This is a genomic window from Polymorphospora rubra, assembly GCF_018324255.1.
In the GTDB taxonomy this organism is placed as follows: Bacteria; Actinomycetota; Actinomycetes; order Mycobacteriales; family Micromonosporaceae; genus Polymorphospora; species Polymorphospora rubra.
In genome coordinates, this window is record NZ_AP023359.1 from 6,012,975 (window position 1) to 6,039,681 (window position 26,707).

Annotated in this window: 20 protein-coding genes and 1 pseudogene; 9 read left to right on the forward strand and 12 right to left on the reverse strand. The window is 72.7% G+C overall.

Features of this window, described 5'->3' with window-relative positions:
* Positions 1-92: 92 nt before the first annotated feature.
* On the forward strand, positions 93-2,051 hold the full coding sequence (locus tag Prubr_RS27180; protein ID WP_212817744.1) for an AfsR/SARP family transcriptional regulator: 1,959 nt from the start codon (positions 93-95) through the stop codon (positions 2,049-2,051).
* 97 nt (positions 2,052-2,148) lie between these two features.
* On the opposite strand, the gene Prubr_RS27185 is transcribed toward Prubr_RS27180, so the two are convergent.
* From Prubr_RS27185 to Prubr_RS27200, 4 genes are all read right to left on the reverse strand, one after another.
* Positions 2,149-2,640: an SRPBCC family protein gene (locus Prubr_RS27185; RefSeq protein WP_212817745.1), complete on the reverse strand. Its 492-nt coding sequence runs from the start codon at positions 2,638-2,640 to the stop codon at positions 2,149-2,151.
* Positions 2,637-2,987, reverse strand: coding sequence for an ArsR/SmtB family transcription factor (locus Prubr_RS27190; protein WP_212817746.1), 351 nt, complete (start codon positions 2,985-2,987; stop codon positions 2,637-2,639). Before Prubr_RS27190 ends, Prubr_RS27185 begins: the two co-directional genes overlap by 4 nt.
* Positions 2,988-3,078: 91 nt before the next feature.
* Positions 3,079-3,561: a helix-turn-helix domain-containing protein gene (locus Prubr_RS27195; RefSeq protein ID WP_212817747.1), complete on the reverse strand. Its 483-nt coding sequence runs from the start codon at positions 3,559-3,561 to the stop codon at positions 3,079-3,081.
* Positions 3,558-3,818 (reverse strand): helix-turn-helix domain-containing protein, encoded by a 261-nt coding sequence (locus Prubr_RS27200; RefSeq protein ID WP_212817748.1) that lies wholly within the window; start codon positions 3,816-3,818, stop codon positions 3,558-3,560. Before Prubr_RS27200 ends, Prubr_RS27195 begins: the two co-directional genes overlap by 4 nt.
* 99 nt (positions 3,819-3,917) lie before the next feature.
* On the opposite strand from Prubr_RS27200, the gene Prubr_RS27205 reads away from it, so the two are divergent.
* From Prubr_RS27205 to yidD, 3 genes are all read left to right on the forward strand, one after another.
* Complete coding sequence (locus tag Prubr_RS27205) at positions 3,918-4,832, forward strand: ABC transporter ATP-binding protein (RefSeq protein WP_212817749.1); 915 nt, start codon at positions 3,918-3,920, stop codon at positions 4,830-4,832.
* On the forward strand, positions 4,829-6,463 hold the full coding sequence (locus Prubr_RS27210; RefSeq protein ID WP_212817750.1) for an ABC transporter permease: 1,635 nt from the start codon (positions 4,829-4,831) through the stop codon (positions 6,461-6,463). The genes Prubr_RS27205 and Prubr_RS27210 overlap by 4 nt, the downstream gene beginning before the upstream one ends.
* Before the next feature lie 207 nt (positions 6,464-6,670).
* A complete protein-coding gene (gene yidD, locus Prubr_RS37155; protein ID WP_246567707.1) occupies positions 6,671-7,066 on the forward strand; it encodes a membrane protein insertion efficiency factor YidD in 396 nt (131 codons plus the stop codon).
* Positions 7,067-7,175: 109 nt separating this feature from the next.
* Here yidD and Prubr_RS27220 read toward each other — a convergent pair.
* From Prubr_RS27220 to Prubr_RS27240, 5 genes and pseudogenes are all read right to left on the reverse strand, one after another.
* Positions 7,176-8,487: pseudogene (locus Prubr_RS27220) on the reverse strand (ISL3 family transposase).
* A 696-nt stretch (positions 8,488-9,183) separates the two neighbouring features.
* Complete coding sequence (locus Prubr_RS27225) at positions 9,184-10,824, reverse strand: substrate-binding domain-containing protein (protein WP_212817751.1); 1,641 nt, start codon at positions 10,822-10,824, stop codon at positions 9,184-9,186.
* A gap of 17 nt (positions 10,825-10,841) precedes the next feature.
* On the reverse strand, positions 10,842-11,888 hold the full coding sequence (locus Prubr_RS27230) for a hypothetical protein (protein ID WP_212817752.1): 1,047 nt from the start codon (positions 11,886-11,888) through the stop codon (positions 10,842-10,844).
* Between the two features lie 89 nt (positions 11,889-11,977).
* Positions 11,978-12,952, reverse strand: a complete 975-nt coding sequence (locus Prubr_RS27235) for an arsenic resistance protein (protein ID WP_246567709.1) — start codon at positions 12,950-12,952, stop codon at positions 11,978-11,980.
* 48 nt (positions 12,953-13,000) lie between these two features.
* The gene (locus Prubr_RS27240; protein ID WP_212817754.1) at positions 13,001-14,629 is read right to left on the reverse strand and encodes an ABC-F family ATP-binding cassette domain-containing protein; all 1,629 of its coding nucleotides are present in this window, start codon (positions 14,627-14,629) and stop codon (positions 13,001-13,003) included.
* 303 nt (positions 14,630-14,932) lie between these two features.
* On the opposite strand from Prubr_RS27240, the gene Prubr_RS27245 reads away from it, so the two are divergent.
* Positions 14,933-15,919, forward strand: a complete 987-nt coding sequence (locus tag Prubr_RS27245; protein ID WP_212817755.1) for an endonuclease/exonuclease/phosphatase family protein — start codon at positions 14,933-14,935, stop codon at positions 15,917-15,919.
* Between the two features lie 63 nt (positions 15,920-15,982).
* On the opposite strand, the gene Prubr_RS27250 is transcribed toward Prubr_RS27245, so the two are convergent.
* A complete protein-coding gene (locus tag Prubr_RS27250; RefSeq protein WP_212817756.1) occupies positions 15,983-16,432 on the reverse strand; it encodes a MerR family transcriptional regulator in 450 nt (149 codons plus the stop codon).
* Between the two features lie 122 nt (positions 16,433-16,554).
* On the opposite strand from Prubr_RS27250, the gene Prubr_RS27255 reads away from it, so the two are divergent.
* Positions 16,555-17,628, forward strand: coding sequence for an alkene reductase (locus tag Prubr_RS27255; protein WP_212817757.1), 1,074 nt, complete (start codon positions 16,555-16,557; stop codon positions 17,626-17,628).
* Between the two features lie 73 nt (positions 17,629-17,701).
* Here Prubr_RS27255 and Prubr_RS27260 read toward each other — a convergent pair whose 3' ends face one another.
* Positions 17,702-20,743 (reverse strand): hypothetical protein, encoded by a 3,042-nt coding sequence (locus Prubr_RS27260; protein ID WP_212817758.1) that lies wholly within the window; start codon positions 20,741-20,743, stop codon positions 17,702-17,704.
* A gap of 209 nt (positions 20,744-20,952) precedes the next feature.
* Between Prubr_RS27260 and Prubr_RS27265 the strand changes: the two genes are divergently transcribed.
* The 3 genes from Prubr_RS27265 to Prubr_RS27275 are packed head-to-tail and all read left to right on the forward strand — an operon-like array spanning position 20,953 to position 24,938.
* Complete coding sequence (locus tag Prubr_RS27265) at positions 20,953-23,226, forward strand: ATP-binding protein (RefSeq protein ID WP_212817759.1); 2,274 nt, start codon at positions 20,953-20,955, stop codon at positions 23,224-23,226.
* Positions 23,211-23,792: a hypothetical protein gene (locus Prubr_RS27270; RefSeq protein ID WP_212817760.1), complete on the forward strand. Its 582-nt coding sequence runs from the start codon at positions 23,211-23,213 to the stop codon at positions 23,790-23,792. Before Prubr_RS27265 ends, Prubr_RS27270 begins: the two co-directional genes overlap by 16 nt.
* 27 nt (positions 23,793-23,819) lie before the next feature.
* Positions 23,820-24,938 carry a glycoside hydrolase family 183 protein gene (locus tag Prubr_RS27275; RefSeq protein WP_212817761.1) on the forward strand — a complete coding sequence of 373 codons (1,119 nt, stop codon included), beginning with the start codon at positions 23,820-23,822 and terminating at the stop codon, positions 24,936-24,938.
* A gap of 9 nt (positions 24,939-24,947) precedes the next feature.
* On the opposite strand, the gene Prubr_RS27280 is transcribed toward Prubr_RS27275, so the two are convergent.
* A complete protein-coding gene (locus tag Prubr_RS27280) occupies positions 24,948-26,669 on the reverse strand; it encodes a cation:proton antiporter (protein ID WP_212817762.1) in 1,722 nt (573 codons plus the stop codon).
* Positions 26,670-26,707 lie beyond the last annotated feature (38 nt).

Here is a 26,707-nt window from a genome sequence, read left to right on the forward strand (position 1 = left end):
CTTCCGATGTCCTTGGTTGACCGGTCCACCGTCGCGCGGCCCGATCAGCAACCAGTCAGCACGACCCCGGCCGGCGGGCGGACAATGGCGCGGTGACGGTCGTCTTCGAGGTGCTCGGGCCGGTCCGGGCGGTCGGCCCGACCGGCGACCCACTGGATCTGAAGGGGCCGCGCCACCGCGAGGTGCTCGGCCGCCTCGTCGCCGCCGACGGCCGGGTCGTGACCGTCGACGGGTTGGTCGACGATCTGTGGGCCGTGCCGCCGGCCGGCGCCGTGGGTTCCGTACGCACCTTCGTGGCGACCCTGCGCCGGGCCCTCGAACCGGACCGCGCCCCGCGTACGCCGTCCCGCCTGCTCGTCTCCCGGGGCAACGGCTACGCGCTGCGCACGTCCCGCGACGCCGTCGACGCCTGGCGGTTCGAGGATGCCGTCGAGGCGGCCCGACAGGCGCCCGCCCGGCGGGCGGCCGATGACCTCGACCGGGCGCTGCACTGGTGGCAGGGACCCGCCTATGCCGAGTTCCCCGACGCGCACTGGGCCCGGACCGCCCGACGCCGGCTGGACGAACTGCGGCTGCACGCCGTCGAGTTGCGGGCGGCGGCCTGGCTCGACCTCGGCCGCGCCGCCGGGGCCGTACCCGACCTCGACGCGCTGGTCACCGAGCATCCGGGGCGGGAACGCGCCTGGCGGCTGCTGGCCCTGGCGCTGTACCGCGACGGCCGCCAGGGGGAGTCGCTGGCGGTGCTGCGCAGAGCACGGGACACCCTCGTCGACCGGCTCGGCCTCGACCCGGGCGACGACCTGCGGCGCCTCGAGGTCGACGTGCTCAACCAGGCCCGCCGGCTCACCACCGCTCCCGTCCACGGGCCCGACCAGCCCTGGGCCCGCGCCACCGCCCAGTACGAGCGCACCGTCGCGGCCGGCTCCCGGACCGGGCTGCGGTCGACGGTCGACCTGCTGCGGACCCTGGCGGTGACCGGGGGCGAGAATCTCGTCGCCGCCCGCGAGCAACGGTTGGCCGCGATCCTGGCGGCCGAACGGGCCGGCGATCCCGACCTGACCGCACGCATCATCGGGGCGTACGACGTGCCCGCCGTCTGGAGCCGGTCCGACGACCCGGCGCAGGCGCGGCAGGTCGTCGACGCCGCCCGCCGTACCCTCGCCGCGCTCGGCCCGGCCGGCCCCGATCCGGTCCGGGCGCGGCTGCTGACCACGATCGCGATCGAGAGCCGCGGTACGGACGACCCGGCCGCCCGCCGGGCCGCCGGGGAGGCCGAGCGGATCGCCCGCGAACTCGGTGACCCGGCGCTGCTCGTCTTCGCCCTCAACGGCGTCTTCCTGCACACGTTCGAGGCGGGAGCCGCGCCGCGCCGGGACGCGATCGGGGTCGAGATCGTCGACGTCGCGTCCCGGCACGGCCTGACCACGTACGAGATCCTCGGTCACCTCGTACGGCTCCAGGCCCGGGCGGCGGTCGCCGACCTCACCGGCGCGGACGCCCACGCCACCGCGGCCGAGAAGCTGGCCGAGCGGCACGAGTCCCCGCTCGTGTACGTCTTCACGCGCTGGTACCGCGCCATGCGGGCCGCCGCGACGGGTGACGACCCGCGAACCGTCGCGGCCGCCTACCGGGACGCGGCGCGGCCCCTGCCCGAGGCCGGGATGCCCGGGCTCGAACAGGGGCTGCTGCCGCTCGCGCTGCTCACGCTCCGGCTGCTGCACGACCGGCCCGCCCCGACCGGTCCCGGCCCCGACTACGGGCCGTACGAGCCGTGGGCCCGGCCGTTGGTGCTGCTGGCCGGTGGCGACGACGCCCGGGCCCGGGCTCTGCTGCGTGCGCTGCCGCAGCCGCCGCCGGACCACCTGCTCGAGGTGCGGTGGTGCCTCGCCGGCGAGGCCGCCGTCGCCACCGGCGACCGGGACCTTGCCCGCCGCGCCCACGCCGCCCTCGAACCGGCCGCCGGCGAACACGTGGGCGCGGGAAGCGGGCTGCTCACCCTCGGTCCCACGGCCCGCTGGCTGGACCGGTTGGCCCGGACCGCGACGGCCTGACCCCGGTCCGGCCGGCCCGCTCAGCGGGTGTCGGCGGTGCTCAGCGGGTCTCGGCCTGGCCAGCGGGTGTCGGCGTGCTCGGCGGGTGTCGGCGTGCTCAGCGGGTCTCGGCCAGGATGGCGTCGATCTGGCCCATCGCCAGGCGCATGCCCTCCTCCATGCCCAACTCCGCCATCTGCTCCAACTGCTCGGCGTCGACGAACTTCGAGACCACCGTCATCCGGGTCCGGCCGTCGACGGCCTCGAGCGACACGGTGCCGTGGGTGGGGGCCATCGTGTCCACCGGCTCGCCGTCCTCGCCGGCGAAGCCGTCGTCGAACTCCAGCCGGTGCGGCGCGTCGATGGCGGTGATGGTCCACCAGCCGCGGGACTTCTCGCCCTCGGGGCCGGTCATGTGATAGCGGGACCAGCCGCCGACCACGAAGTCGTGCTGCTCGAAGGTGGCCGGCCAGGTCGGCGGGCCCCACCAGCGTTCGAGCTGGCGCGGGTCCTCCCACAGCCGCCAGACCCGCTCGACACTGGCGTCGAACTCGGCGACGAACGTCAGCGTCAACGCCTGGACGTCCTTGTCGATGCTTATCACGCTCACGACTGTTCCCCTTCTCGGTCTTCGGCCAGGATCTGTTCCATCGCCCGGGCGCGGTGCCGCCAGAGCTGTTCGTACGCGTCGAGCAGTTCGGCCGCCCGACGTAGTGCGGTCACGTCGATGTGCACGACCTGTTCCCTTCCGCGTCTCTCCTTGACAACGAGCGCGGCCCGTTCCAGCACCGCCACGTGCTTCTGCACCGCCGCGAAGCTCATCGGGTAGTGGCGCGCGAGGGCGGACACCGACTGCTCCGCCCGGATCACCCGGGTGAGGATGTCGCGGCGCGTGGCGTCGGCCAGGGCGTGGAAGATCCGGTCCACGTCCGCCTCGTCCAGCTCACCTACAACCATGTGGTTGTACGTTAGTGACGGAAGGGGTCGGGCGCAAGCGGAACCGGAAATCTCGGAAGTCGTCCCGAAATCTCGAAATTCTGTCTCGTAATCAGTCTCGGTTCAGGTGGCGGTAGAGGGTGGCCCGGCCCACCCCGAACGCCGCCGCGATCTCGTCCACGGTGTGCGTGCCGGCCGCGTGCATCGCCCGGGCGGCGGCCACGTCCCCGTCCGACAGGGCCGGCGGCCGGCCCCGGCGCGCGCGGGCGCCGGCCAGGGTCGGACCGGTGGTCCGCGGCGGCCGGGGCCCGCCCTCGAGCAGCCGGTGTACGCCGTCGAGCATGTCCTCGCGCAGGGTCGCCGTGTCGGCGTCGGTGTAGAACACGATCGGGTCGCTGACCATCGCGATCGCCTGCGTGGCCCGTACCCGTTCCCGCTGGTCGGCGTCGGGCCCGGCCACCAGCTCGTTGGCCTGCGTCGCCACCGCCAGGATCCGCCGGTAGACCGAGTTGCGGGTCAGGATCGCGATGTCGTTGACGAGCATGCCCAACGGCGCGCGGTGCTTCAGCAGGGTGTCGAGCCAGCCCTCGATCATCGCCCACCGCCGTGGTCCGGGGGCTGCGCGGCGGCGTGCGCGGCCACCGCCTCCAGGTCGGCGACGAACGGTTCGACCAGCTCGGCGGCGAGGTGCTCCTTGGTGGGGAAGTGGTAGAGGATCGCGGCCTTGGTCAGCCGCAGGCTGTCGGCGATCTCGCGCAGCGACGTGCGCTGGTAGCCCTTGCGCACGAAGAGGTCGGCGGCCGCGCGCAGGATGCGCGACCGGGTGTCCGTCGCCGGGGCCGTCGGGTCCATCCCGCCGATCGTAGTCCCGCCCTGGCCGGTCCCGCCCTGACCGATGGTCATCTACGGCAGGTAGCATCTGACCATCGGTCAGACGATTGGGGAGGTGCCATGCCGGCCATCGCGGTCTCGAAGCTGGTGAAGTCCTACGGATCGACCCGGGCCCTCGACGGCTTCGACCTACGGGTCGAACCCGGCGAGGTGCACGGCTTCCTCGGCCCCAACGGCGCGGGCAAGTCGACCACCATCCGCATCCTGCTCGGCCTGCTGCGCAGGGACGCCGGCGACGTCACCGTGCTCGGCGGCGACCCCTGGCGCGACGCCGTCGCCCTGCACCGCCGCCTGGCGTACGTCCCCGGCGACGTCAACCTGTGGCCCAACCTCACCGGCGGGGAGGTGATCGACCTGCTCGGCTCGCTGCGCGGCGGCCTCGACCCGCGGCGCCGCGACGACCTGCTGGCCCGGTTCGAACTCGACCCGACGAAGAAGTGCCGGACCTACTCCAAGGGCAACCGGCAGAAGACCGCCATCGTCGCCGCCCTCGCCTCCGACGTCGAACTCCTCGTGCTCGACGAACCGACCTCCGGCCTGGACCCGCTGATGGAGGCGGTGTTCCAGGACTGCGTACGCCAGGCGCGGTCGGCCGGCACGACCGTGCTGCTCTCCAGCCACGTACTGGCCGAGGTGGAGGCCCTGTGCGACCGGGTGACCATCGTGCGCGCCGGCCGCGTCGTGGAGTCCGGCACCCTCGCCGAACTGCGGCACCTGACCCGGGTCTCGGTGGCGGTGCGGACCGCCCGCCCGGTCGACCGGCTCGACACCCTGCCCGGCGTGCACGAGCTGCGCGTCGACGGCGACACCGCGCACTTCGAGGTCGACTCCGACCACCTCGGCACGGTCGTCCGGCACCTCGCCGACCACGACATCCGCTCGCTGACCAGCGCACCGCCGAGCCTCGACGAACTGTTCATGCGGCACTACGGCGAGCGGCCGGCGGCCACCCCGACCACGGCCGGTGCCCGGTGAGCGCGCTGACCGGCACCGGCCGGCTCGCCCGGCTGGCGCTGCGCCGCGACCGGATCGTGCTGCCGGTCTGGATCGTCGGCGTGCCCGCGGTCGGCCTCGCCGTCGCCGCCAGCGTCGCCGACCTCTACGGCGGCGAGGCCGACCGCCTCGTGTACGCCGGCACCACCGCCGTCAGCGTCGTCGCCCGCGCCTTCAACGGCCCCACCTCCGGCGCCAGCCTCGGCGCCGTCGTCGTCGCCGAGACGTTCACCTCCCTGGCCGTCCTCGTCGCGCTGATGACGACGTTCACCGTCGTGCGACACACCCGGCAGAACGAGGAGACCGGCCGGTTCGAGCTGACCGGCTCGGCGATGGTCGGCCGGCACGCCCCGCTCGCCGCCGCACTCGGCGTCGCCGTCGGCGCCGACCTGCTGATCGGAGCCGGCGTCGCGGCGGCCCTGGTCGGCATCGGCCTGCCCGTCACCGGGGCACTGGCCTACGGGACCGCGATCGCCGGCGTCGGTGCCGCCTTCGCCGCCGTCGCCGCGGTGACCGCCCAGGTCTTCTCGACGTCGCGGGCCGCCAACTCGGCCGCCGCGGTCGCGGTCGGCGTCGCCTTCGGACTGCGCGCCGTCGGCGACGCCCTCGGCACCGTCGACGCGGGCGGGCTGCGGGTCACCAGCGCCTGGCCGTCGTGGCTCTCCCCGCTCGGCTGGGCCAACCAGGTACGCCCGTTCGACGCCGACCACTGGGCGGTGCTGGCGTTGCCGGCCGTCTTCTCCGTCGTCGCCGTCGCCGTCGCGGCGGTGCTCGTCGAACGGCGCGACGCCGGCACCGGACTGGTCGCCCCGCGCCCCGGACCGGCCCGCGCCGGCGCCGAGCTGCGATCGGCCGCCGGTCTCGCCTGGCGGCTGCACCGCGGCGGCCTGCTCGGCTGGGCGATCGGGCTGGCCGTGCTCGGCGTCGCCATGGGAGCCGTCGCCGACGAGGTGGACGCCCTGGTCGGCGACAACGCCGGCCTGGCCGACGCGATCGCCCAGCTCGGCGGTGCCGGGGGACTGGTCGACGCCTTCCTCGCCACGATCATGTCGATCGTGGCGCTGATGGTCGCCGGGTACGCCGTACAGGCCGTCCTGCGCGCGCACGCCGAGGAGAGCGCCGGCCGGCTGGAAGCGGTCGCCGCCGGCGCGGTGTCCCGCTCCCGCTGGCTCGCCGGCCACCTCGTCTGCGCGGCCGGCGGTGTACTCCTGCTGCTGGCCCTGACCGGCGCGACCGTCGGATTCGCCTACGGCGCGACCGTCGCCGACACCGCCGGCATCGCGGGTGAGACCGCCCGGATGACCGGTGCCGCACTCGCCCAGGCGCCGGCGGTGTTCGTGCTCGCCGGCGCCGTCGTCGCCGTGTTCGGGCTGCTGCCCCGCTGGTCGGCCGCGGTCGCCTGGGCCGCGCTGGCGCTGTGCGCGCTGGCCGGGCAGTTCGGGGCCGTTCTCGACCTGCCCACCGCCGTCGTGAACGCCTCACCGTTCAGCCATGTCCCCGCCGTACCGGCCGACGACGTGACGGCCGGTCCGCTGCTGGCCCTGCTCGCGGTGGCCGCCGGCCTGCTCGCCGTCGGGATGGTCGCCTTCCGGCGCCGCGACCTCGCCCTGTGAGGTGACGGGTACTGCGCCGGCCGGGACCGCGCGCTGACTGCGGGCCGCCGGCCGGACCAGGACGCCCAGGACGGCGGCGAGCAGCGGGAGCCAGCCGAGCGGGGCACCGATCCGGGCCGGGACCAACCGGCGGTCATATCCGGGTAGGGGGTGCCGGGCCGGCGCGGCACCCACAGCCCGGGAGCGCGGCCGTGATACCCATGGATCATGACGAGCAGGTTCCGGCGCATCTGGGAGCAGGCCAGAGAAAACCGCCGGCAGCAGTACAGGTTCAACCGGCAGCACAAGTCCAAGAACCCGGACGGCTGCTGCGACTGCTGCGGGTTCGGGCTGTTCTCGACCCTGCTGATGCTCGGTTCGACGACGGCGGCGGTGACCCGCGCGTCGGTGGTGGACCGGGCGGGGGTGGCCGCCATCCGCGGCTACCGGCGGTGGCTGTCGCCGCACTGGCCGGGACAGTGCCGGTTCACCCCGACCTGCGGCGCCTACGGCCTGACGGCCGTGGAACGCCACGGGCTGGCGGCCGGTGGCCGGATGGCCGCCGAACGGGTCCGCCGCTGCCGTCCCGGCGTACCCCGCGGCACCCACGACCCGGTGCGCTGACGACCCGCTGGCTCACGCGGACGCCGACCGTTCGGCGGTCAGGTCAGGTACCACTGCCCGGGGCCACAGCCAATTCGCTGTTCCTACGCCGAATTCGGGGTCTTCTTACTCATCCGTGGGTGGGTTGGGGCAGGGTGGGTGGTCGTGTCCGGCCGGGTAGGGTCGGTCGGTGTCCTCCGAGGCTGAGCAGGGCCATCGAGATGAGCGCGTCGATGTTGCGGAAGCCGTACGCCATCCGGATGATCAGGCGGATCTTGGCGTTGGTGCTTTCGACCAGGGCGTTGGACAGGCCGTGGTCCAGTGCCGCGTCGATCGCGTCGCGGTGCCGGACGATCCGTCGTGACAGGTCGACGAACGCCGGGATCCGGCAGCGTCGGGCCCAACTGATCCATCGGTCGATCGCTTCCCTGCCCGCCTGGCCCTTGACCGTGAACGCATATCGCAGGCCCTCCTTGAGTAGGTAGGCACGGTGTAGACGCGAATCGGTCCGGGCGATCCACGCCAGTTGGGCGGTCTGCTTCTGGGTTAGGTTCTCCGGGTTCTTCCACAACGCCCACCGGCAGCGTTTCAACTCCGCTGACACACCCCGCCCACCCGGCCCGCCCTTCGCCGGACCCCGGACCCGGCCCACGGCGTTGTTCCACGCCTGCCTACGCACCACGTCCAACGCGTCCACAGCCCAGGCGACCACATGGAACGGATCAGCACACCGCACCGCCTGCGGACACCGCCTGGCCACCACCCGTGCGATCCACGGCGCCCCATCAGCCGACACCAACCGCAACGCCGCACACCGCTGCGGACCCAGCAGATCGAAGAACAGGTTCAACGTCGCCTCGTGACGGCCCGGATGAACCCACAACAACCGGCCACTGTCATGGTCAACCACGACCGTCAGATACTTCTCACCCCGCCGGTACGAAATCTCATCGATCCCGATCCGGGTCAACCCCGCAAACCGATCCACCGCACCACCGGTGTCAGCCCACACCCGCGCCACGATCGCGCCGACCGTCGACCACGCCACCCGCATCAACTGCCGCACCGCCGACTTCGACGCCACCGTCGCAAGCCACGCCACCATCTCGTCAAACGCCAACGTGTGACCCACCCCGTGCCGTGCCCACGGCACCGCCGCCACCACCACCCATGCACCCGACACGACACCCTCGGCGCATCCGCCTCGATCACCACCCGAACCGTCCCCAGATCCGGCGCCCTCCACCGACGCCGCCCCTCACCCCGGTCATAACCCACACACCGCCGCCGACACACCCCACACCGAGACCTCGCCCCCGCATGCAACCGCACATGCGCCACCACGAACCCGCCCCCATCACCCCCTCCTCAGACCACTCCACCCGCTCCACCACCGCCCGCTCAACCCCGAGCAACCGTTGCCATACCCTGACACCACGCATGCCGTTCCCCGATCCCTGGAACTCGACCCTCGACAAGCCGAGAACCTAGACCGGGAACGGCATGCGCCACACACACCACACCAAACACACCCACAGATAAGCGCGAAGACCCCGAATTCGCTGTGGACCGCAACACCAACCCTGCCCTGACTGTGAGCATGGCGGGGTCGGTTCAGCAGCGGTGAGCTGATGCCGGTGGTAATGGGCCGCGCCGCCGGGTCTCCCTTCACCGCCCCGCCGCCGGGGCGGTACGCGCCCAAGTCTCTCCGTGGCGCGGCGGGTCGCCGAGGTCACGCGGTTGATCTGGGCAGGAGGGACCTTATCCACGCGCCATAAGGTCTCTCCCGCCCAGATCAACAAGGCGCCAACGGATGGGTGGACGCCAGCCCGCTGCACCGGCCGGTCCACCGGCCCACCCGGAGGCCGGACACCACTGTCACGCCCCACAGCGAGTTCGCTGTGGGTACGCCGAATTCGCTGTGGACCACAACATCCTCGGCGAACCACCAGGGCACCCGTGATCGTCTGCTGCCCAGCAGCTCGACACACCGTACGGGCAACTAACGATCACCACACACCGCAATGTCACGAAAAGCGCGGCGGAGACGACGCACCATAGGAGCGTTCCGCGCGACACCGCCCACCGGAGCCGGCCGGCGACCCCGCCGGCCCCGGTGCACCGGTGGCGGACCCGGGTCACTGGTAGCCGCGGATCTCCTTGAACACGGCGGCGAGCGAACCGGTCCGCGCGTCGAAGGTGCGACCGCCGGTCAACGTGGCGATCTCGGTCATCTCGCCGACGTTGCCCTCGCCGAACAGCAGGGTGAACACCGGCACCGACCGGATCGTGGCCGGCAGGCCGGCGTGCATGCTCCGGAACGAGTCCAGGGACCGGCCGACCGTACGCTCGCCGTCGGTCAGCAGCACCACGCTGGTGAACCGGCCCGGTTCCGCCGCGTCGAGTTCGCGGGCCAATTCCAGGCCACGGGCCAGCGCGTCGTAGATCGCGGTGTCGCCGTTGGCGGAGAGCCCCCGTACGTCGTCGCGGATCCGGTCGAGGGTCGGTTTCGGGTCGTCGGACGGTACGTCGAACCGGCGCGGTTGCGCGACCGTGGTGCTGAACGGCACGAGGATCACCTGCTCGCGCCCGTTGAACCGGGTCAGTTCGCCGGACAGCGAGGTGTCCGCGCCGGATAGCCCGAGCAGGGCGGACTGGAGTCCCTCGAGGCGGCTGCCCCGCATCGACCCGGACAGGTCGAGCAGGTAGATGGTGCGGGCCGGCTTGCGTAGCGCGTCACCGAAGCTCGACACGAGTGTGTTCGCGACCTCGTACCGGGTCGGGAACGGCAACTCGACCAGCCCTCCGTCGGCGGGTCCGAACGTGCCGGTCAGGCTGACCCCGGTGATGGCCGGCCGACGGTGCGTCTGCTCCATGATCTTGGCCTGGGTCGACGGCCGGCGCAGGAAGTCGGCGATCGCGGCATGGTTGGTGCGGGCCTGCTCGGCGGCGCCGGCGAGCAGGGTCAGCGGGTAGTCGGCGGTGACCACCCCGTCGGCGGGGTAGATCACGGTGAGCGGCTCGGACAGCCGGCCACCGGCGTTGAGCGAGAGCAGCACCGACTCGTAGTTGATGAGGCCGTCCAGTGGTACGCCGGCGGTCTGCCGGTGCACGTACGCGTCCGCCAGCCAGCCCGACGACCCGGAGGTCAGGGCGTGTCCGGTGAAGAAGGACTGCAGCCGGGGCGTCAACGCGGTGATCTCGTCGGTGGTCAGCGCCCGGCCGGTGCCGGCCAGGGCGGCGGCCACCCCGACCAGGGCGGAGTAGCCGGAGTTGGAGGTCGCCGGACTGGTCATCCCGTAGGTGAACTCACCCGCGCCGGCCGCCGTGGCGATCTCGCTCCACGTCGGACGGTTCCGGTCCCAGCCGAGCCGCTGCGCCGTCGAGGCCCGCAGGCCCAGCACCACCGGCGAGTTCGCCACCTTGGCGTCCACGCCGATCTTGTCGGCGGCGTCCGGGTGCAGTTCGAGGTAGCGGTTGCTGGAGAACCAGATCGCGTCGTGGTCGCGGGCGGCCGCGCCGGTGGCGACCCGTTCGATCCCGTCGAGGGTGCCGATCTCGGTGAGTTGCACGGTGACGCCGGTCGCGTCCCGTGCCTCGTCGAGGATCGGGCGCAGGTCGGCCAGTTCGCTGCCGGCGAGCACCCGCAGGGTGCCCGAACCGCGCAGGTACGGGCCCTCGGATCCGCTGGCCGGTGTGGTCGGTGCCGGGTCGCCGGTGCACGCGGTCGCGAGTGCGAGCAGCACGGCGGCCAGCACCAGTCGGGGCGTACGGCGCACGGGAGTCCTCCTTGTCGTCACTGTCGTAGGCGCTGGTCGAGGGCGGTGAGCATGGCCTCGAACGCGACCGGGTCGGGTGGTGGGGCGGCTTCGGGCAGCTGCGCGGGCAGCGATGTCCCGGCGCCGGCCAGCCGGTCGAGCACGGTCGCGAAGTCCGCGGCGGTACCGGTGCGGTAGCCGTGCTCGGCCGCGAGTGACCGCAGGGTCGGGTCGGTGGTGAGCAGTTCGCCCACCTCGTCGCCGCGTTCGGTGAAGGCGACCACGGTGTGGGTGCTGAGCAGGGTGGGGGAGAGGTACATCAGGGTCGCGCCGTCGGGCAGCGTCCCCGCCGCCGCCGCGCCGATGTACTGGGCCTCGTAGGCCAGCACCAGCGGGGCGAAGTTCAGCCCCTGGGTCAGGTATCTCTCGAACGGGTCGCCGGTGGACCGCTCCAGCCCGCCTTGGTCGGTGAAGAGCTTCGCCACCCGGTCGAGCCCGTCGGGGCCGAGGTGGGTGGCGGCGAGCCAGGCGTATCCCGCCGCCGAACCGGAATAGCTCGGGTGCGTCGTGGTCACCAGCACGTCCCGTCGGGCCGGGTAGGCGACGTTGCCGGCGATCTGGTCCCAGCGCAGGTCCCGGCCGGCCAGGTCGAGGTATGCCGCCAGGTCCAGCACCCAGTGCCCGGCCCCGCCGCGCCGGGCGGCGCCCTCCTGCGCGAGCAGGTCGACGATCGAGGTGAACGTGGCGACCGCCAGCGGCGACCCGAACGGCTCGTACGTGCCGCTGGCCGGTCGGGCCCGGGCGACGGGGCCGGCGGCCTGCGCGCTGGCCGGGAAACCGAAGTCGTGGCCGGCGAGCGCGTCGGCCGTGGCCATCTCCCGGGAACCGCGCGCCTCGATCTCCAGCCGCAGTCCGTGCTTCTCGAACGCCTCCCGGACGCGCGGGTCGGCGAAGAACGTCGCCTTCTCGGTGCCGACGACACCGCGTACCGTCGCCGGGTCGGATCCCGCGAGCAGGTAACCGACGACTGCACCGAGCAGCGCCAGGACGGTCACCACGATCACCATGTTCCGAGGCCGCATCACGGCCGAATGGTGGCCGCCGTCCAACCACTCCACGGTGGACGGCCGGCGAACAGCCGGTGAACCCTGCGACTACCGCGGGTACGCGCCGGTCAGCGGCCCGGCAGCAGGCGCGGGACCGTACGGACGTAGACCACCATGCCGACCACCTCGACCAGGGTCTGGGCGACGACCACGACGGCGGCGACCGCGAACCGGTCCGGCAGGGCCAGCGCCAACGGCAGTACGACCAGCGAGTTGCGGGTCGCGCCGCTGAACACGACCGCCCGGGCGTCGGGTACGTCCAGCCGGAACAGGCGGGCGACGGCGAGTCCGGCGAACGCCATCACGACCAGGAACGCCACGTAGAACGGCACGACGCGGGCGACGTCGGCGAGGCTCTCGCCCAGCTTCGGCACCTGGGAGGCGACGACGGTCAGCAGGGTCGCCGCCATCAGCGGCACCATCGCCGTACCGGCCGCCCCGGCGAACCGGCGTCCGGCCGCCCGCCGGGCCGCCCATGCCTGGGTGAGCCAGGCCAGCGCCAGCGGTACGGCGATCAGCACGACGAACGCCTCGACGAACGGCCCCGTCTCGACGACCCCGGCCAGCTCAGGTCCCATGAACAGATAGAGGAACAACGGCAGCAGCAGCAACTGGGCGAGCAGCAGCACCGGCGTCGCGGCCAGCAGGCGCTGCCGGCTGCCGCCGGCCAGACCGCTGAACACGATCACGTAGTCGACACACGGGGTCAGCAGGGCCAGGAGCACTCCCAGCCGGACGGCCCGGTCGTCGGGCAGGAACGCGAACATCGCGGCGACGACCAGCGGCACCACGACGAAGTTGACGACGAGCGTGGCGGTCAGGAACCGGCCGGCGCGCAGCGACCGGACCAGGTCGGCGACCGGCACCTGCAGGAAGGTGACGTACAGCAGGGCCGCCAGCACCGGGTTGATGGCGTGCGCCAGCCCCGGCCCCGCCGCCGGCAGGGTCCAGCCCACCACGGCCCCGGCCGCGATCGCCCCGACGTACACCGCGACCTGGTGCCGCTCCAGCACCGCCACCAGCTCCTGCGTTCCCCGCGGCACCATGTCTCCTTTGGATCGGCCCGCCATTCTAGGAGACGACGGGACCGGTCAGCCCGGCTCCCCGGCGCCGCTCAGCCGCACCTCACGGCCCGGCCAGCGGGCCCGCAGCCACCGGTCGTGGCTGGCGACCACGACGGCGCCGGGGCCGGTGCCGAGCGCCTCCTCCAACTCGTCGGCGAGCCGTGGCGACAGGTGGTTGGTCGGCTCGTCGAGCAGCAGCAGTTCGGGCGGGTCGGCCACGAGCAGCGCCAGCGCGAGCCGGCGGCGCTGGCCGACCGACAGGTCACCGACCCGGCTGGCGATGTCCCGGGGCCGGATCAGACCGAGCGACCGCAGCGGTACGGCCTCGGCCCGGGCCGGCCCGAGCGCCAGCTCGTACGTCTCCCGTACGGTGCGGTCCGGCCGCTCGAAGACGGTGTCCTGCGCCAGCAGGCCGACCCTGAGCCCGGGCCGGCGGTGCACCGCGCCGGCCGCCGGCAGTTGCCCGGCCAGCACCGCGAGCAGCGTCGACTTGCCGGCCCCGTTCGCGCCGGTGACCAGCAGCCGGTCGGTCGCGGACACGTCGAGCAGGTCGAGGCGCAGCCGGCCGGCGACCTCGACGTCGCGCAGCGACGCGAGCAGCCCGGCGGCCGATCCGGTGGCCAGCGCGGCGGCCCGGAACCGCAGCGGTTCCGGCGGCTTGCGGACCTGGTCGCGTTCGAGTTCGTCGAGCCGGCGGGTGGCGTTGCGGATCCGGCGCGAGATCTGGTTCTGCACCCGGCCGGTGGTGTGACCGAACCCCATCTTCTCGTTGTCGCTCCGGGCCCGGCCCGGCGCGACCTGGTGGGCGGTCACGCCGGCGGAGCGGCGCAGGTCGGCGAGTTCCTCCTGCTCCTCGGCGAAGCGTCGCTGCCAGCGCTCCCGCTCGGCCCGCTTGTGCGCCTGGTAGTCGGTGTAGTTGCCGCCGAACCGGGTGGGGCCGTCCAGCGCCGGGTCGAGGTCGACCAGGTCGGTGCAGACGGCGTCGAGGAAGGCCCGGTCGTGGCTGGCCGCCACGACCACCCCGGGCAGGCCGCGCAGCTGCTCCTCGAGAAAGGCCGCGGCGGCGTCGTCGAGATGGTTGGTCGGCTCGTCGAGCAGCAGCGCCACGGGGCGCCGTACCAGCAGCGCGGCCAGGGCCAGGCGGCCGCGCTGCCCGCCGGACAGGGACCCGAGGGTACGGTCGTGCGGCATCGCGCCCAGGCCGAGCCCGGCGAGGACGATCGCGGCCCGCCGGTCGGCGTCCCAGGCGTCGTGTTCCTGCGCCCGGTCGAGCCGTTCCCCGTACGCGGCGAGCAGGTCGGCGTAGCCGGGCGAGTCCGGCGGGAGGTCGGCGAGCGCGTGGGTCAGCCGGTCGAGTTCGGCGAGATCCTCCCGGGCCTCCCGCAGGGCGTCGTCGAGCACGTCGGTGATCGTCGCGGCGGGCCGGAACGGCATCTCCTGGTGCAGGAAGCCGAGGTCCGCGGGGCGTACGACGGTGCCGCTGTCGGGCTCGTCGGTGCCGGCGAGCAGGCGCAGCAGGGTCGACTTCCCGGTGCCGTTCTCACCGATGAGCCCGATCCGGTGGCCGGGTGCGGCGGTCAGCGAGACGCCGTCGAGCACCCGGCGCGTGCCGAGGGTGCGGACGAGGTCATGGGCGAGCAGAGCTGCGTGGGACATGGGACACCACCGACCGGAATAGATCTTCCGCCCGCCGGGCAGTGCCTCGGGCGCGGGCGCGGGAAGGTGTCAGCGGCTCACATCGCGGCCAAAGCTACGCCGCCGCCGTCCGGCCCCGCAACCCGAATCACGCCGGGTCACCGGACCGGGGCGGGTGAGCAGGCGCCTGAGCCGGGTCCGGTCCGGGCAGCGGGTAACTGACCCGAAGTGTCAGTTGGTGCTGCTCCGCCCACGAAACGGCGGCCGGCGGGGCGTCGGCGCGTACGCTCGGCGGCAGGTCGTCACCGCCCCGGGGGAGTGGCCGTGGCCGAGTTCCGGATCGCGACGTTCAACGTCGAGAACCTCGACGAGACCGCACCCGACGAGCGGCCGTCGCTGGCCGAGCGGGTCGCGCTGATGAAGCCGCAGATCGTCCGCCTGCGGGCCGACGTGGTCTGCTTCCAGGAGGTGCACGGCCAGGAACGTCCCGGAAAGCCGCGGGCGTTGCTGGCGCTCGCGGAACTGCTCGCCGGGACCGACCTCGCCGGCGCGTCGATGACCAGCAGCCGGCCGGACGGCGACGCGGTCTACAACGAGCGGAACCTGGTCGTGGTCTCGCACCACCCCGTGCTGGCGCACCGGCAGCTACGCAACGACCTGGTCGCCAGGCCCCGCTACGCCCGGCTGACCGCGGTCCCCGCCGACGCGGCCCCGGTCGAGATCGGGGTGGAACGGCCGATCCTGCACGTCGAACTCGACCTCGCGCAGGTCGGCGGCGGGCGGCTGCACGTCGTCAACGTGCACCTGAAGTCGAAGATCCCCACCGACATCCCCGGGCAGAAGCTCGACAATTACACGTGGCGCAGCGCCGACGCCTGGGCCGAGGGCACGTTCATCTCGAGCATGAAGCGGATGAGTCAGGCTCTGGAGGTCCGCCGCCTGGTCGACCAGATCCTCGACGCCGACCCCGGGGCCCGGATCGTCGTCGCCGGCGACTTCAACGCGACCCCGGACGACATCCCCGTCCTGGCCATCCGCGGCAACGTCGAGGACACCGGCAACCCGGACCTCGTCAACCGGGTGCTCGTCCCGGTCGAGCACACGGTGCCTGCCTCGTCCCGTTACACCCTGTTCCACCAGGGACACGGCGAGATGCTCGACCACATGCTCGTCACCCGCAACCTCCTGGCCCACTACCGGGGCTCGGAGATCCACAACGAGATCCTGCACGACGAGTCCGCCGCCTTCGGCACCGACCGCAAGTACCCGGAGTCCGACCACGCCCCGGTCGTCGCCACCTTCGCCTTCTGAGCCCCCACCTCGCCGCCGCGCCCGCCCCGGGGCGGCGTCCGCCCGCGCCTGGGGCGGCGTCGATCACGGACAAACCGTGCCCGTCGTGTCGGGTTTGTCGTGCAACAAGTCCTTGATCAACGTGGGGGTGGGGGCGGGGGTGGGGGTGGGGGTGGGGAGCCGGGCCCGGTGTTCGCGGTTGGTGTCGATGAGTCGGTCGAGGGCGTCCCGGGCCGTTGTCAGCTCCCCGATGTGGTCGGTGATGCGGTCCCGTTCCCGCACCATCCGTTCGAACGCCTCGTCGGAGTTCTGCTCGCTGGGTGAGTCGACGCAGGGCAGCAGTTCGGCGATGGTCCGGCTGGAGAGTCCGGCGGCGTACAGGCGCTGGATGAAGGCCACCCGCCCGATCTCGTCGCCGGTGTAGTGCCGCTGACCGCTGGAACTGCGGGTGCTGACGAGCAGGCCCTGCTCCTCGTAGTAGCGCAGGGAGCGCACGCTCACGCCCGTCCGTGCCGCGAGGTCTCCGATCCGCATGCCGCCTCCGCGGTAACCCGTATCTCAATGCTTGCATCTGACGTCAGTGTCAGGTTTTAGCGTAGCCGGGCGCCCGGTCGACGGGCGTGACCCTGTGGGACCTCTGGAAGGCAGTGCGGACTGTGACGACCCTTTTCGACCGCTACCGGCTCGGCGAACTGGACCTGCCCAACCGGGTGGTGATGGCCCCGATGACCCGGGTCCGCGCGGCCGCGGACGGCCTGGCGACGCCGTCGATGGCGACCTACTACGCCCAGCGCGCCACCGCCGGGCTCATCGTCACCGAGGGGGTGCAACCCAGCCTGATCGGGCAGTCCAATCCGGGCACACCGGGGCTGCACACCGACGGGCAGGTGACCGCCTGGCGGCAGGTCACCGGTGCGGTGCACGCCAACGGCGGGCGGGTCTTCGCCCAGATCATGCACGGCGGCCGGGTGTCGCACCCGGAGACGACGGGGCTGCAGCCGGTCGGGCCGTCCGCGGTTCCGGCCGTCGGCGAGGTGTTCACCCCGACCGGGCCGAAGCCCGCGCCGGTCCCGCGGGCGCTTCCCACCGCCGAGGTGTCCGAGCACGTCCACTCGTACGCCGACGCCGCCCGGCGGGCCGTCGACGCCGGCTTCGACGGGGTGGAACTGCACGGCGCGAACGGCTATCTGATCGGCCAGTTCCTCTCCACCGGCGCCAACCTGCGCACCGACCGCTACGGCGGGTCGATCGGCAACCGGATCCGGTTCGCCGTGGAGGCGGTGTCCGCGACCGTCGAGGCGGTCGGCGGCCACCGGACCGGCATCCGGCTGTCCCCGGGCGCCGGCATCTGGGGCGCGACGGAAACCGACGTACCCGAGCTGTACGGCGCACTGCTCGCCGAACTCGCGCCGCTCGGGCTGGCGTACGTCCACCTCGAGGCGACCACCGACGAGGAGGTGCTGCTCGGGCTCCGCGCCGCCTGGCCGGGCACCCTCGTGGTGAACCCTGCCTTCCCGATGGGGCCACGTCCGACGGACCGGGCGGCCGCCGACCGCTGGCTGGGCCTCGGGGCCGACCTGATCAGCTTCGGCCGTGCCTTCATCGCCAACCCCGACCTCGTCGAGCGGCTGCGCCAGGGGCTGCCGATCGCGCCGGACGACCCGGCGACCTGGTATGCCGGCGGTGACGCCGGATACCTCACCTATCCGGCGTACCGGCACGTGGCCTGAGGGTCCGGCCATGGCTGTGCCGGGGCGCCCCGGTCCGCCAGGCACAGGCGGGCCGGGGCGCCCCGGGGTGCGGTCAGCGCTTGCTGACCGCGTCCAGGGTCGTGATGGACTGGATCATGTAGTCCACGGCCGGGAGTCCTTCCTGGAACCCGCCGGCGATCCGGACGCTGGCGACCTCGAGCCGGTCCCGTACCACCTTGGGACGCCAGTAGCTGGCGATGGCGAAACACGCCTCGATCGGGTCACGCACCTCCGGCAGGTCGCACGGCAGCAGCCGTTGGTCCTGTCCGGTACGCGGGCTGAGCAGTGCGTCGCCCTTGACCACGCATCGACCGTCGCCGTCCACGCTCGCGCAGTAGTTGTTGCGCGCGACGAGGAACGGCTGGGTCACCTGCGCCACCCCGGCCACGTCCGCGGGCATCCGGTCGTTCCCGTACAGGTGCTGGGTGAGGATGTCGTCGTGCTCGCGCGTCTGCGCGAACCCGAGCTTGGTGTACGTCTGCAACAGCAGCACGGTCTCGGTCAGCTTGCGGTTCTCCTCGTGGAGCCGCGTGCCCGGCGTGTTCAGGGCCGACACCACGTCGGTGTAGTACTGCCCCGCCTGCTGGTAGTGCCACTCCCTGGCCTTCCGGCGTCCGGCCTCCGAGTTGTCGGACAGTTCGGCCGACTGCTCGAACTGGACCCGGTAGGTCGACTGCCACCGGGCGTTCATGACGCTGTCGGTGCTCACGCTCCACGACTGTCCCGGATTGTTCGGGTTGTACTGCTGGATCTGGCCGTACGGGAAGACCTTCGACCACTGGCGCACGACCACCGGCTGTCCGTTCCACACCTGCTGGACCTTGAACCGCACCGACAGGTCGGCGTAGACGGCGTACGGGCGATCCGGGTCGGGCTCCTCCGGGCCGACGGTGTTGGTCCACGACGTCTCGTAGCAGACCTGGACCGGGGTGTTGGGGCGCGCGTACTGCGTTACCCACAGCTCCTGGAGGTCGAGGCTGACCACGTTCGCGGGCCGGGACCGGGTGGCGACGCCGCTGCGGCTGCAGTGGGCAACGGCCGACGGCTCGGCCGTCGGCTTCTCCGGCACCGTCTGGTTCGCGGGCAGGAAGACGCTGTATCCGGGCCGGCTGGGGTAGGTCTGCGCGAACCGGGTGAACTCGGCCGTCATCGCCTGGGTGTGTCGGTCGTAGTTGTCGAGCAGCTTGACGAACATCTTGTTCAGCCGGACCGGGCCCGACTCCTGGGGCTGGCTGAACATCCGGACCGTGGCCTGGATGTGCTGGCCGGCGCCCATCACGGCCTCGGCCTGTCCGGTGACGCCCCGGGCGTGGTCGGGGTTCTGCGCCACCAGCATCTTGTACCCCTCTGCGGCGAGCAGCCAGTACTCGACGTCGGGCACCTTGGTCGCCACACTTCCGGCGGGCAGCTCCAGGTTCCGGCGGGCGTACGCGTTCAGGTAGGCGAGCGCCCCGCCGGGACCGTACGTGTTCAGCACGGTGCTGACGTCGTGGTCGCTGACGGGTGCGGCGAGTGGCGCCTGCGTGCTGGTCGTCTCGGCCGCGAACTCGAGGTCCGTGGCCGCCTGCCAGTACTCCGGCCACGTCATCTCCCGGCCGCCGGTGGCGGTGCGGTAACCCACCCACTGGTTGATGATCCGCTCGACGCCCTGGAACTTGTCGGCCTTGAGCGACAGGAAGATGTTCTCGCCCCAGAAGTCGACCTTCGCCGTCAGGTCGGACAGGTTGCGGATGATCTGGGCGAGCTGCTCGTGGGTCAGCCGCTGGCCCTTGAGCAGCTCATCGAACTGGAGCGTCATGCCCTTGTAGATCTCCACCAGGGCGTTCTCGATCCGGTCGAACCGGGTGTTCATGTTGCTCTCGAGCTGGACGATCCGTTCCTTGAGTTCCAGGACCTGGGCGAGGATCTGCTCGTCGAGTGTCGGGGCGGTCCGCAGGAACAGCGGGGCCAGGGTCTGCAACGCGCCGATCAGGTTGCCGGCCAGCACCAGGGTGCTCATCGACGTCAGTGCCTGGTTGAGGGTCTTGCCCGCGATCGACGGTATCCACTGGTTGACCGCTGTCGCGATCTGGACGGCGGCGGTGCCGGTGGTGGCGACCGCCTTTCCGGCCTTCTCGTCGGCGAATCCGACCAGCGTGGACAGCACCCGCAACGCGCCGGCGGCGCCGTCGATCCACTGCTGGCGTTGCTGGACCTGCGCACGGGCCCGGTCCAGGTCGGTCTGCGTCGGGTTGGGGCCGACGACCGGGAAGCTCACGTTCAGGTTCGACGCCTGCGTGTTGGACTCGGACAGCCGCGTGTTGAGCTGCGCCAGCAGCTCGCTCAGCGCGGCGTTGCCCTCCCGCAGGTACAGCTCGAGGTTCGCCGAGTGGTCGAGCAGTGCCTGCGTGTTGACGTACGCCGCCAGCAGCGGATCGGCCAGGAGCTGGTCGGTGGTGGCGTCGGCGCTGACGTTGAACCGTACGCCGAGGTAGGAGTTCCAGGCCGCGGTGAAGGTGGCGTCGCTGGCTCCGCGCCGGGCGATTTCACCCCAGACCCGCTCCTGGACCTGGTAGACCTGGGTGAAGAAGGCGTTGCGGAACTGCGAGGCGTGGATCTCGTCGACCATGCCGCCGTAGTTCTCGAGCTGGCGCCCCACCGTCGACTCGATCAGTTCCTTCATGATCGGGGCGGGGATCGAGCCGGCCGGATGCTGCGCCGAGAAGTCCAGCAGCTTCACCATGAACTGGTAGAGCGGCCGCTCCAGGTCCGCCGCCTTGATCCGGCTGTTGTAGACGTCGTTCATCTGCACCACGTGCTGAAGCAGCTGCTGTTGTGTCGCCTGCGGGTGTAGCTGCCGGTGGCCCAGCAGCTCCGCGCTCAGCCACAGGTTCTTCAGACCCTCATGACCGTTGGTACGGCTGCGCATGTAGGACCCGAACAGTTGGGCGCGCAGCACGTCCTCCTGGATCACGACGCCGGAAGCGGCGTGGCCGGCGGCGGCCGTCACCAGGTTGCCGGTGGCGGCGGTGGCCGCCACCAGCAGCGCGGCGAGCGCCCGCCGCCATCGTCCACCGGGTCTCGCCCGGCCGAAGCCGTACTTTCGTGTTGTCAACTTTGCCCCCTCAGTTTCGGCCGGGCCGCGGTCGCGGCCGGCCGATCCGGCAGTCTTCCCGCCCGCGCCCGCAGGCTGCGTGCAGATCGCGTGCAGGCGGCGTGCAGAATCGGGTGCGGCCAGGCGGGAGCCGTCCCGTTGCCCGTCGGCGTCCGATGTAGACCGTGGGTGGCGGGTCGGCCCGGACGACGCAGAACGGGAGGTGCCGGGTGGACTTCCGGATCCTGGGGCCGTTGGAGGTGACCTCCGGCGGACGCCCGGTGGTGCTCGGTGGGCACAAGCCGCGTGTGGTGCTCGCGTCGCTGCTGCTGAACCGGGGCCGGCTCGTCACCGTGGACCGGCTGATCGACGACGTCTGGGCGGACCGCCCCCCGCCGAGCGCCGTCAACGCCCTGCAGACCTACGTCTCCCGGCTCCGCGGCGTACTGGGTGAGCAGACCCTCGTGCGCCGGCACGGCGGCTACACGCTCGTCGTCGCCCCCGGGGGCGTCGACGCGGACCGGTTCGAGTCGCTGCTGGGCGACGGACGGGCGGCGCTCGCCGAGGGCACCCCGCAGCGCGCCGTCGATCTGCTGGACGCGGCCGAGCGGCTGTGGCGGGGACCCGTGCTGGCCGGCCTCCGGGCGGATGCCGTGCGGGCCGAGGCTGCCCGCCTCACCGAGTTGCGCCAGGTCGCCGCCGAGGCGCGGATCGAGGCGCTGCTCGCCCTGGGCCGGGCGGCCGAGGCGGCCGCCGCCGCGCAGGCCGTCGTCAGGGCCCATCCGCTACGTGAGCGGGCCCGTGCCCACCTGATGCTGGCGTTGTACCGGCAGGGGCGCGAGGCCGAGGCGCTCGACATCTACCACGAGCTCCGCGCGCTGCTCGCCGGCGAGTTCGGCCTCGATCCCGGCGTCCAGCTGGCCGACCTGGCCCAGGCGATCCTGCGGCGCGACCCGGACCTGCTTCCCGCCGCACCGGTCCCGCCCCGCCCGCGCACGGTCACCCCCACCCGGGTGACGGTGCCGGTCGACCGGTTCATCGGGCGTCGGGCCGAACTGGCCGATGTCGACGCCCTGCTGCGTGCGCACCGGCTCGTCACCCTCACCGGGCCCGGCGGTAGCGGCAAGACCCGCCTCGCCCGGCACCTCTGCCACGACCTGGACCTGCCCGTGTACATGGTGGAACTGGCCGACCTCACCGACGCGGCGCTGGTGGAGGCGACCGTCGCCGAGGCGTTCGGGCTCGCCGTGCTCACCGACCTCGCGGCCGTCGCCGACGCCGTCGCCGACGACCCGGCGGTGCTGCTGCTGGACAACTGCGAGCACCTGGTCGAGGCGCTCGCCCCGCTCGTGACCCGGTTGCTCGTCGAACTGCCGAGGGTGCGCGTGCTGGCCACCAGCCGACAGCCGCTGTCGATCGGCGGCGAGCGGCGCTATCCCGTGCCACCCCTGCCCGCCGGCGACGAAGCCGTTGAACTGTTCACCGATCGGGCCGCCGCCCTGCTGCCGCACTGGGCCGCGACCGCGGTGGACTTGGCCGCGATCGGCGACATCTGCGCGGCCCTGGACGGGTTGCCGCTGGCGGTGGAACTGGCCGCGGCGCAGACGGTGGCGCTGTCTCCCACCCAGATCCGCGACAGCCTCGATCCGCTCAGCCTCGGCGCCCAGCGACGTGACCTGCCCGACCGGCATCGTTCCCTGAGTCACGTGATCGGCTCCAGCCACCGGCTGCTGTCCCGGTCGCAGCGGGACCTGTTCACCAGCCTGAGCGTGTTCGCCGGCACGTTCGACGCCGACGCGGTCGCCGCGGTCGCCGGCACCGACGTGCCCACACTGCTGCCCGATCTGACCGGTCTGATCAACAGTTCGCTGCTGGTGAACGTGCCCGGCCCGGGCCGCCGGCGCTACCGGATGCTCGAGACACTGCGCCGGTACGCCGGCCGCGACCTCGACCCGCGGCAGCGACTGCGGCTCTGCCGTCGGCACCTCGACTGGCTGCTTCCGCTGGCCGCCGCCGCCGACCAGGGGCTGCGCGGGCCCGACGCCCCGCGGTGGCTGGGCACACTGCGTGCCGAACAGGCGAACATCCGGGCGGCGCTGGCCTTCGCGCTGGGCGGACCGGCGCCCGAGGACGGACTGCGGCTGGCGGCCGACAGCGCCTGGTTCTGGTATCGGCGGTCCCACGTCGCCGAGGGCACCCACTGGCTGTCGATGGCGCTGGCCGCCGTGCCCGGAGCCCGCGACGAGGACCGGGCACGGGCCCTGACCGGCCTGGCCTGCCTGCGTTACCTGGTCGGCGACCTCGCCGCGTCCGGGGAGGCGATCACCGCGGCGATGGCGTGCGCCGAACGTGGCGGCACCCCGGCCACGCTCACCCGGGCGCACATCTACCACGCCTACTTCCTCGGTCTGTCCGGGCAAATCGAGCGGGCGGGGCGGCGGGGCGGGTCGCGCTGGAGCGGGCCCGGAACACCGGCGCCGACTGGCTGGTGGCCGAGGCGCTGATCATCGTCGGGTTCGTCGAGCGGATCAGTGGCGCCGCGACGGCCGCGGCGGCGACCCTCGACGAGTCGATCCGGGTGGGTACCCGGGCCGGGTTCGGCTGGTCGGCGAGTTCCGGCCGGTGGATGCGGGCGAACCTCGCCGTCGACGTGGCCGACTACGCCGACGCGTACCGGTTGGCCCGCCGGGGCACCGTCGACCTCGACGCCCAGGGCGACGTCACCGGCTGGCTCGCCGGCGTCGAACTGCTGGCGGGCACGCTCGGCATGACCGGCCGGCCCGGCGACGGCGCCATGCTGCTCGGCGCGGTGGGCACGCTCGGGCGGCAGGTCGGATACCAGCCGGAGCAGATGGACCCGATGGGCAGCCGGCGCAACGTCGCGGCGGTCCGGGAACGGCTGTCGGTGGACGTGTTCAAGGCGGCGTTCGGGCAGGGCGCGCGACTGAGCCGCGACCAGGTCCGGGAACTGGTCGCCCGGCTGCCGGACGCGGCGGACGGCGGGTCCGGCCGGGCTGATCCGGCGGCCGGCGGGTACGGCGCCGATGACAAAATATATCGAGCCAGATAGATTGATCCTCCTCAACGAGGAGGGGTCATGGTGCTCGATCGTCGTTCGTTCCTGGGTAAGGTCGCCGCGACCGGGGCGGCCGCGGCCGTCGTGCCGACCCTGGTCCTGCCCGGCCGGGCGCAGGCCGCCACCTGGAAGAAGCGCCTGACCGGCGCCGACCTCGACACCAACAGCCGGTGGCGGGTCGCCGGCACCGACCTCGGCATCCCGTACGTGCTGGAGAACGGCTCGATCGGCTACCTGCTCGGCGACACGTTCGACACCCCGTGGCCGGAGGGGCCGCCACTGCCGAACGACTGGCGTTCCCCGGTGATGCTGCGCTCCAACATCCACCCGGGGGCGCCGGGCGGGGTCGTCTTCGACAGCGCCGCCCGGGTCGCCGGCAACGGCCGGGCCCCGGAGCTGATGCACAACGGCCACAACGGGATCGGCATCGACGGCCTCTGGGAGGTGACCGTCATCCCCAACGACGGCATCAGCTTCCCGGAGACCGGCCGGCAACTGATCTCGTACATGAGCATCGAGAACTGGCACTCCGCCGGGCCGGCCGGCCCGCACTGGAAGTCCCGCTACGCCGGCCTGGCCTACTCCGACAACGGCAACGACTTCATCCGTACGCCGCTGAAGTGGTGGAACAACGGCACCAACACCGACCCGTTCCAGATGTGGACGATGCAGCGGGACGGTGAATGGGTCTACGTCTTCTCGGTGCGGTCGGGGCGCCAGGACGGCCCGATGATGCTGCGCCGGGTCCGCTGGGACCGGCTGTTCTTTCCGGAGTCGTACGAGGGCTGGGGCTGGAACGGCAGCGACTGGGGCTGGGGCCGGCCGTGCACCCCGATCCTGACCGGCCGGTTCGGTGAGCCGTCGGTGCGCCGGCTCGCCGACGGCACGTGGGTGATGGCCTACCTGAACTGCGCCACCGGCAACATCGTGACCCGCACAGCGGCCGGCCCGGACCGGGTCTGGACCGCGGAGAAGGTCCAGGTCACCCACTGGCAGGAGCCTGCCCTGTACGGCGGCTTCATCCACCCGTGGTCGGCGACCGGCACGAACAACCTGCACCTGATGGTCTCGAAGTGGACCCGGACCCCCGACGGCCGCAGCACCGCCTACCACGTGAGCCAGTTCGTCGGCACGGCGTGACGCCGGCGGTCAGTGGCGCGGGCCGGCCGTGTCGAGGCGGGACGTCTCGTTGTCGAGGATGATCTGCGCGTGCTCCAGTGCCCGGGAGCTGTAGACGCCCGACGCGCGGGCGTCCAGCAGCGCCGCCTGCGCGGCCTGGAGCAGCAGCCGGCGCAGTTCGCGGCGCTGGTGCAGCCGGCCGGGTTCGGCGGGGTCATGGGGTTCGGCGAGGGCCTTGGCGATCGCGGCGTTGTCGTGCCGGACCCGTTCCACGACCTGCGGGTCGAAGGGTTGTCCGGTGGCCTGGCGCAGGTCGGGGTTGTCGAGGGTGGCGCCGCCGACGGTGGTGATCTCGTCGATCAGGCTGGCGAGTTCGCGCCGGTCCGCGTCGGTGTCCGAGCCCCTGATCCGTAGCTTGCGGATCACCAGGGGCAGGGTGCCGCCCTGACCGATCAGGGTGACGATGGCGACGGTGAAGGCGATCAGGATGAGCTGCGGCCGGTAGGGGAGGTCGGCGGGCAGCGACTGGGCGGCGGCGAGCGTGACCACGCCGCGCATGCCGGACCAGCCGATCACGACGCCGCCGCGCCAGCCGAGTCCCTCGGCGGCCAGGAAGCTGGCGTCGGCCTGCTTGCGGCGCAGCCGCCGGGTGAGCCGGTGCAGCCGCCGGTCCTCGTCGGTCGCCCGCTGCTGGAGTTCGTCGACCCGGGCCAGGGCGTTCTCCAGGTACGGCGCGAGGCGGGCGGCCCGGCGTTGGTCGTGGCGCAGCGAGGCGATCAGCGGTACGACGTACGCGATCCGGACGACGACCAGCACGGCGGTCACGGCGAGGCCGACGGCGACCGCCCCGGCGACGCTCAGGTGCTGGTTCTCGACGTCGTGGACGATCGTGGTGATCTCGAAGCCCATCAGCAGGAAGACGCCGTTCTCCAGCAGCAGCTGGATGGTGCGCCAGTTGGTGCGGTCGCTGATCCTGGCCTGGGCGGTGAAGTGCCGGGCGCTCTGGTGTCCGGTGACCAGGCCGGCCACGACGACGGCGAGGACGCCGGAGGCGTGCAGTTCCTCGGCGGGGATGAAGGCCAGGAACGGCACCGCGAACGAGATCGCGGTGTTCAGCACCGGCTCGTCGACGCGGGCCCGGACCTGTACGGTGACCAGCCCGACGAGCAGGCCGATGACCAGGCCGACGGCGACGGCGATGACGAAGTCGCCGAGTACGCCCCAGAACGACACCACCCCGGCGGTCGCGGCGACGGCCGAGCGCAGCATCACCAGGGCGGTGGCGTCGTTGACCAGTCCCTCGCCCTCGAGGACGGTGACCAGGCGGGGCGGCAGCCCGAGCCGCTTGCCGATGGAGGTGGCCGCCACCGCGTCCGGCGGGCTGACGACCGCGCCGAGCGCGACGGCGGCGGCCAGTCCGAGATCGGGCAGCAGCAGGTGCAGCAGGAACCCGATGGCGAAGGCGGAGACGAGCACGAGCAGGACGGCGAGGCTGCTGATGGCCTTGAAGTTGCGCCGGAAGTCGCTGGCCGGCACGTTGACGGCCGCCGAGTAGAGGATCGGCGGCAGGACGACCATCAGGATCAGGTCGGGGTCGACGACGAGTTCGGGGGTGCCCGGCAGATAGCTGCACCCGATGCCGACCAGGACCAGCGCGATGGGGGCGGCGACCCCGATCCGGGGGGCGAAGTACGCCACCGTCACGATGATCAGGATCGCGGCCACGCCGAGGACGGCGAGCTCCAGTTCCACCGCGTCACCGGCCTTCCGTCGCCCGTCCGGCCCGGGAC

What these genes read in the sequence shown, in the direction of transcription:
- Prubr_RS27190 (WP_212817746.1), bottom strand. Translation starts at nt 2,987, where the DNA reads ATGGTTGTAGGTGAGCTGGACGAGGCGGACGTGGACCGGATCTTCCAC.
- Prubr_RS27195 (WP_212817747.1), bottom strand. Translation starts at nt 3,561, where the DNA reads ATGATCGAGGGCTGGCTCGACACCCTGCTGAAGCACCGCGCGCCGTTG.
- Prubr_RS27200 (WP_212817748.1), bottom strand. Translation starts at nt 3,818, where the DNA reads ATGGACCCGACGGCCCCGGCGACGGACACCCGGTCGCGCATCCTGCGC.
- Prubr_RS27205 (WP_212817749.1), top strand. Translation starts at nt 3,918, where the DNA reads ATGCCGGCCATCGCGGTCTCGAAGCTGGTGAAGTCCTACGGATCGACC.
- yidD (WP_246567707.1), top strand. Translation starts at nt 6,671, where the DNA reads ATGACGAGCAGGTTCCGGCGCATCTGGGAGCAGGCCAGAGAAAACCGC.
- Prubr_RS27240 (WP_212817754.1), bottom strand. Translation starts at nt 14,629, where the DNA reads ATGTCCCACGCAGCTCTGCTCGCCCATGACCTCGTCCGCACCCTCGGC.
- Prubr_RS27250 (WP_212817756.1), bottom strand. Translation starts at nt 16,432, where the DNA reads ATGCGGATCGGAGACCTCGCGGCACGGACGGGCGTGAGCGTGCGCTCC.
- Prubr_RS27275 (WP_212817761.1), top strand. Translation starts at nt 23,820, where the DNA reads ATGGTGCTCGATCGTCGTTCGTTCCTGGGTAAGGTCGCCGCGACCGGG.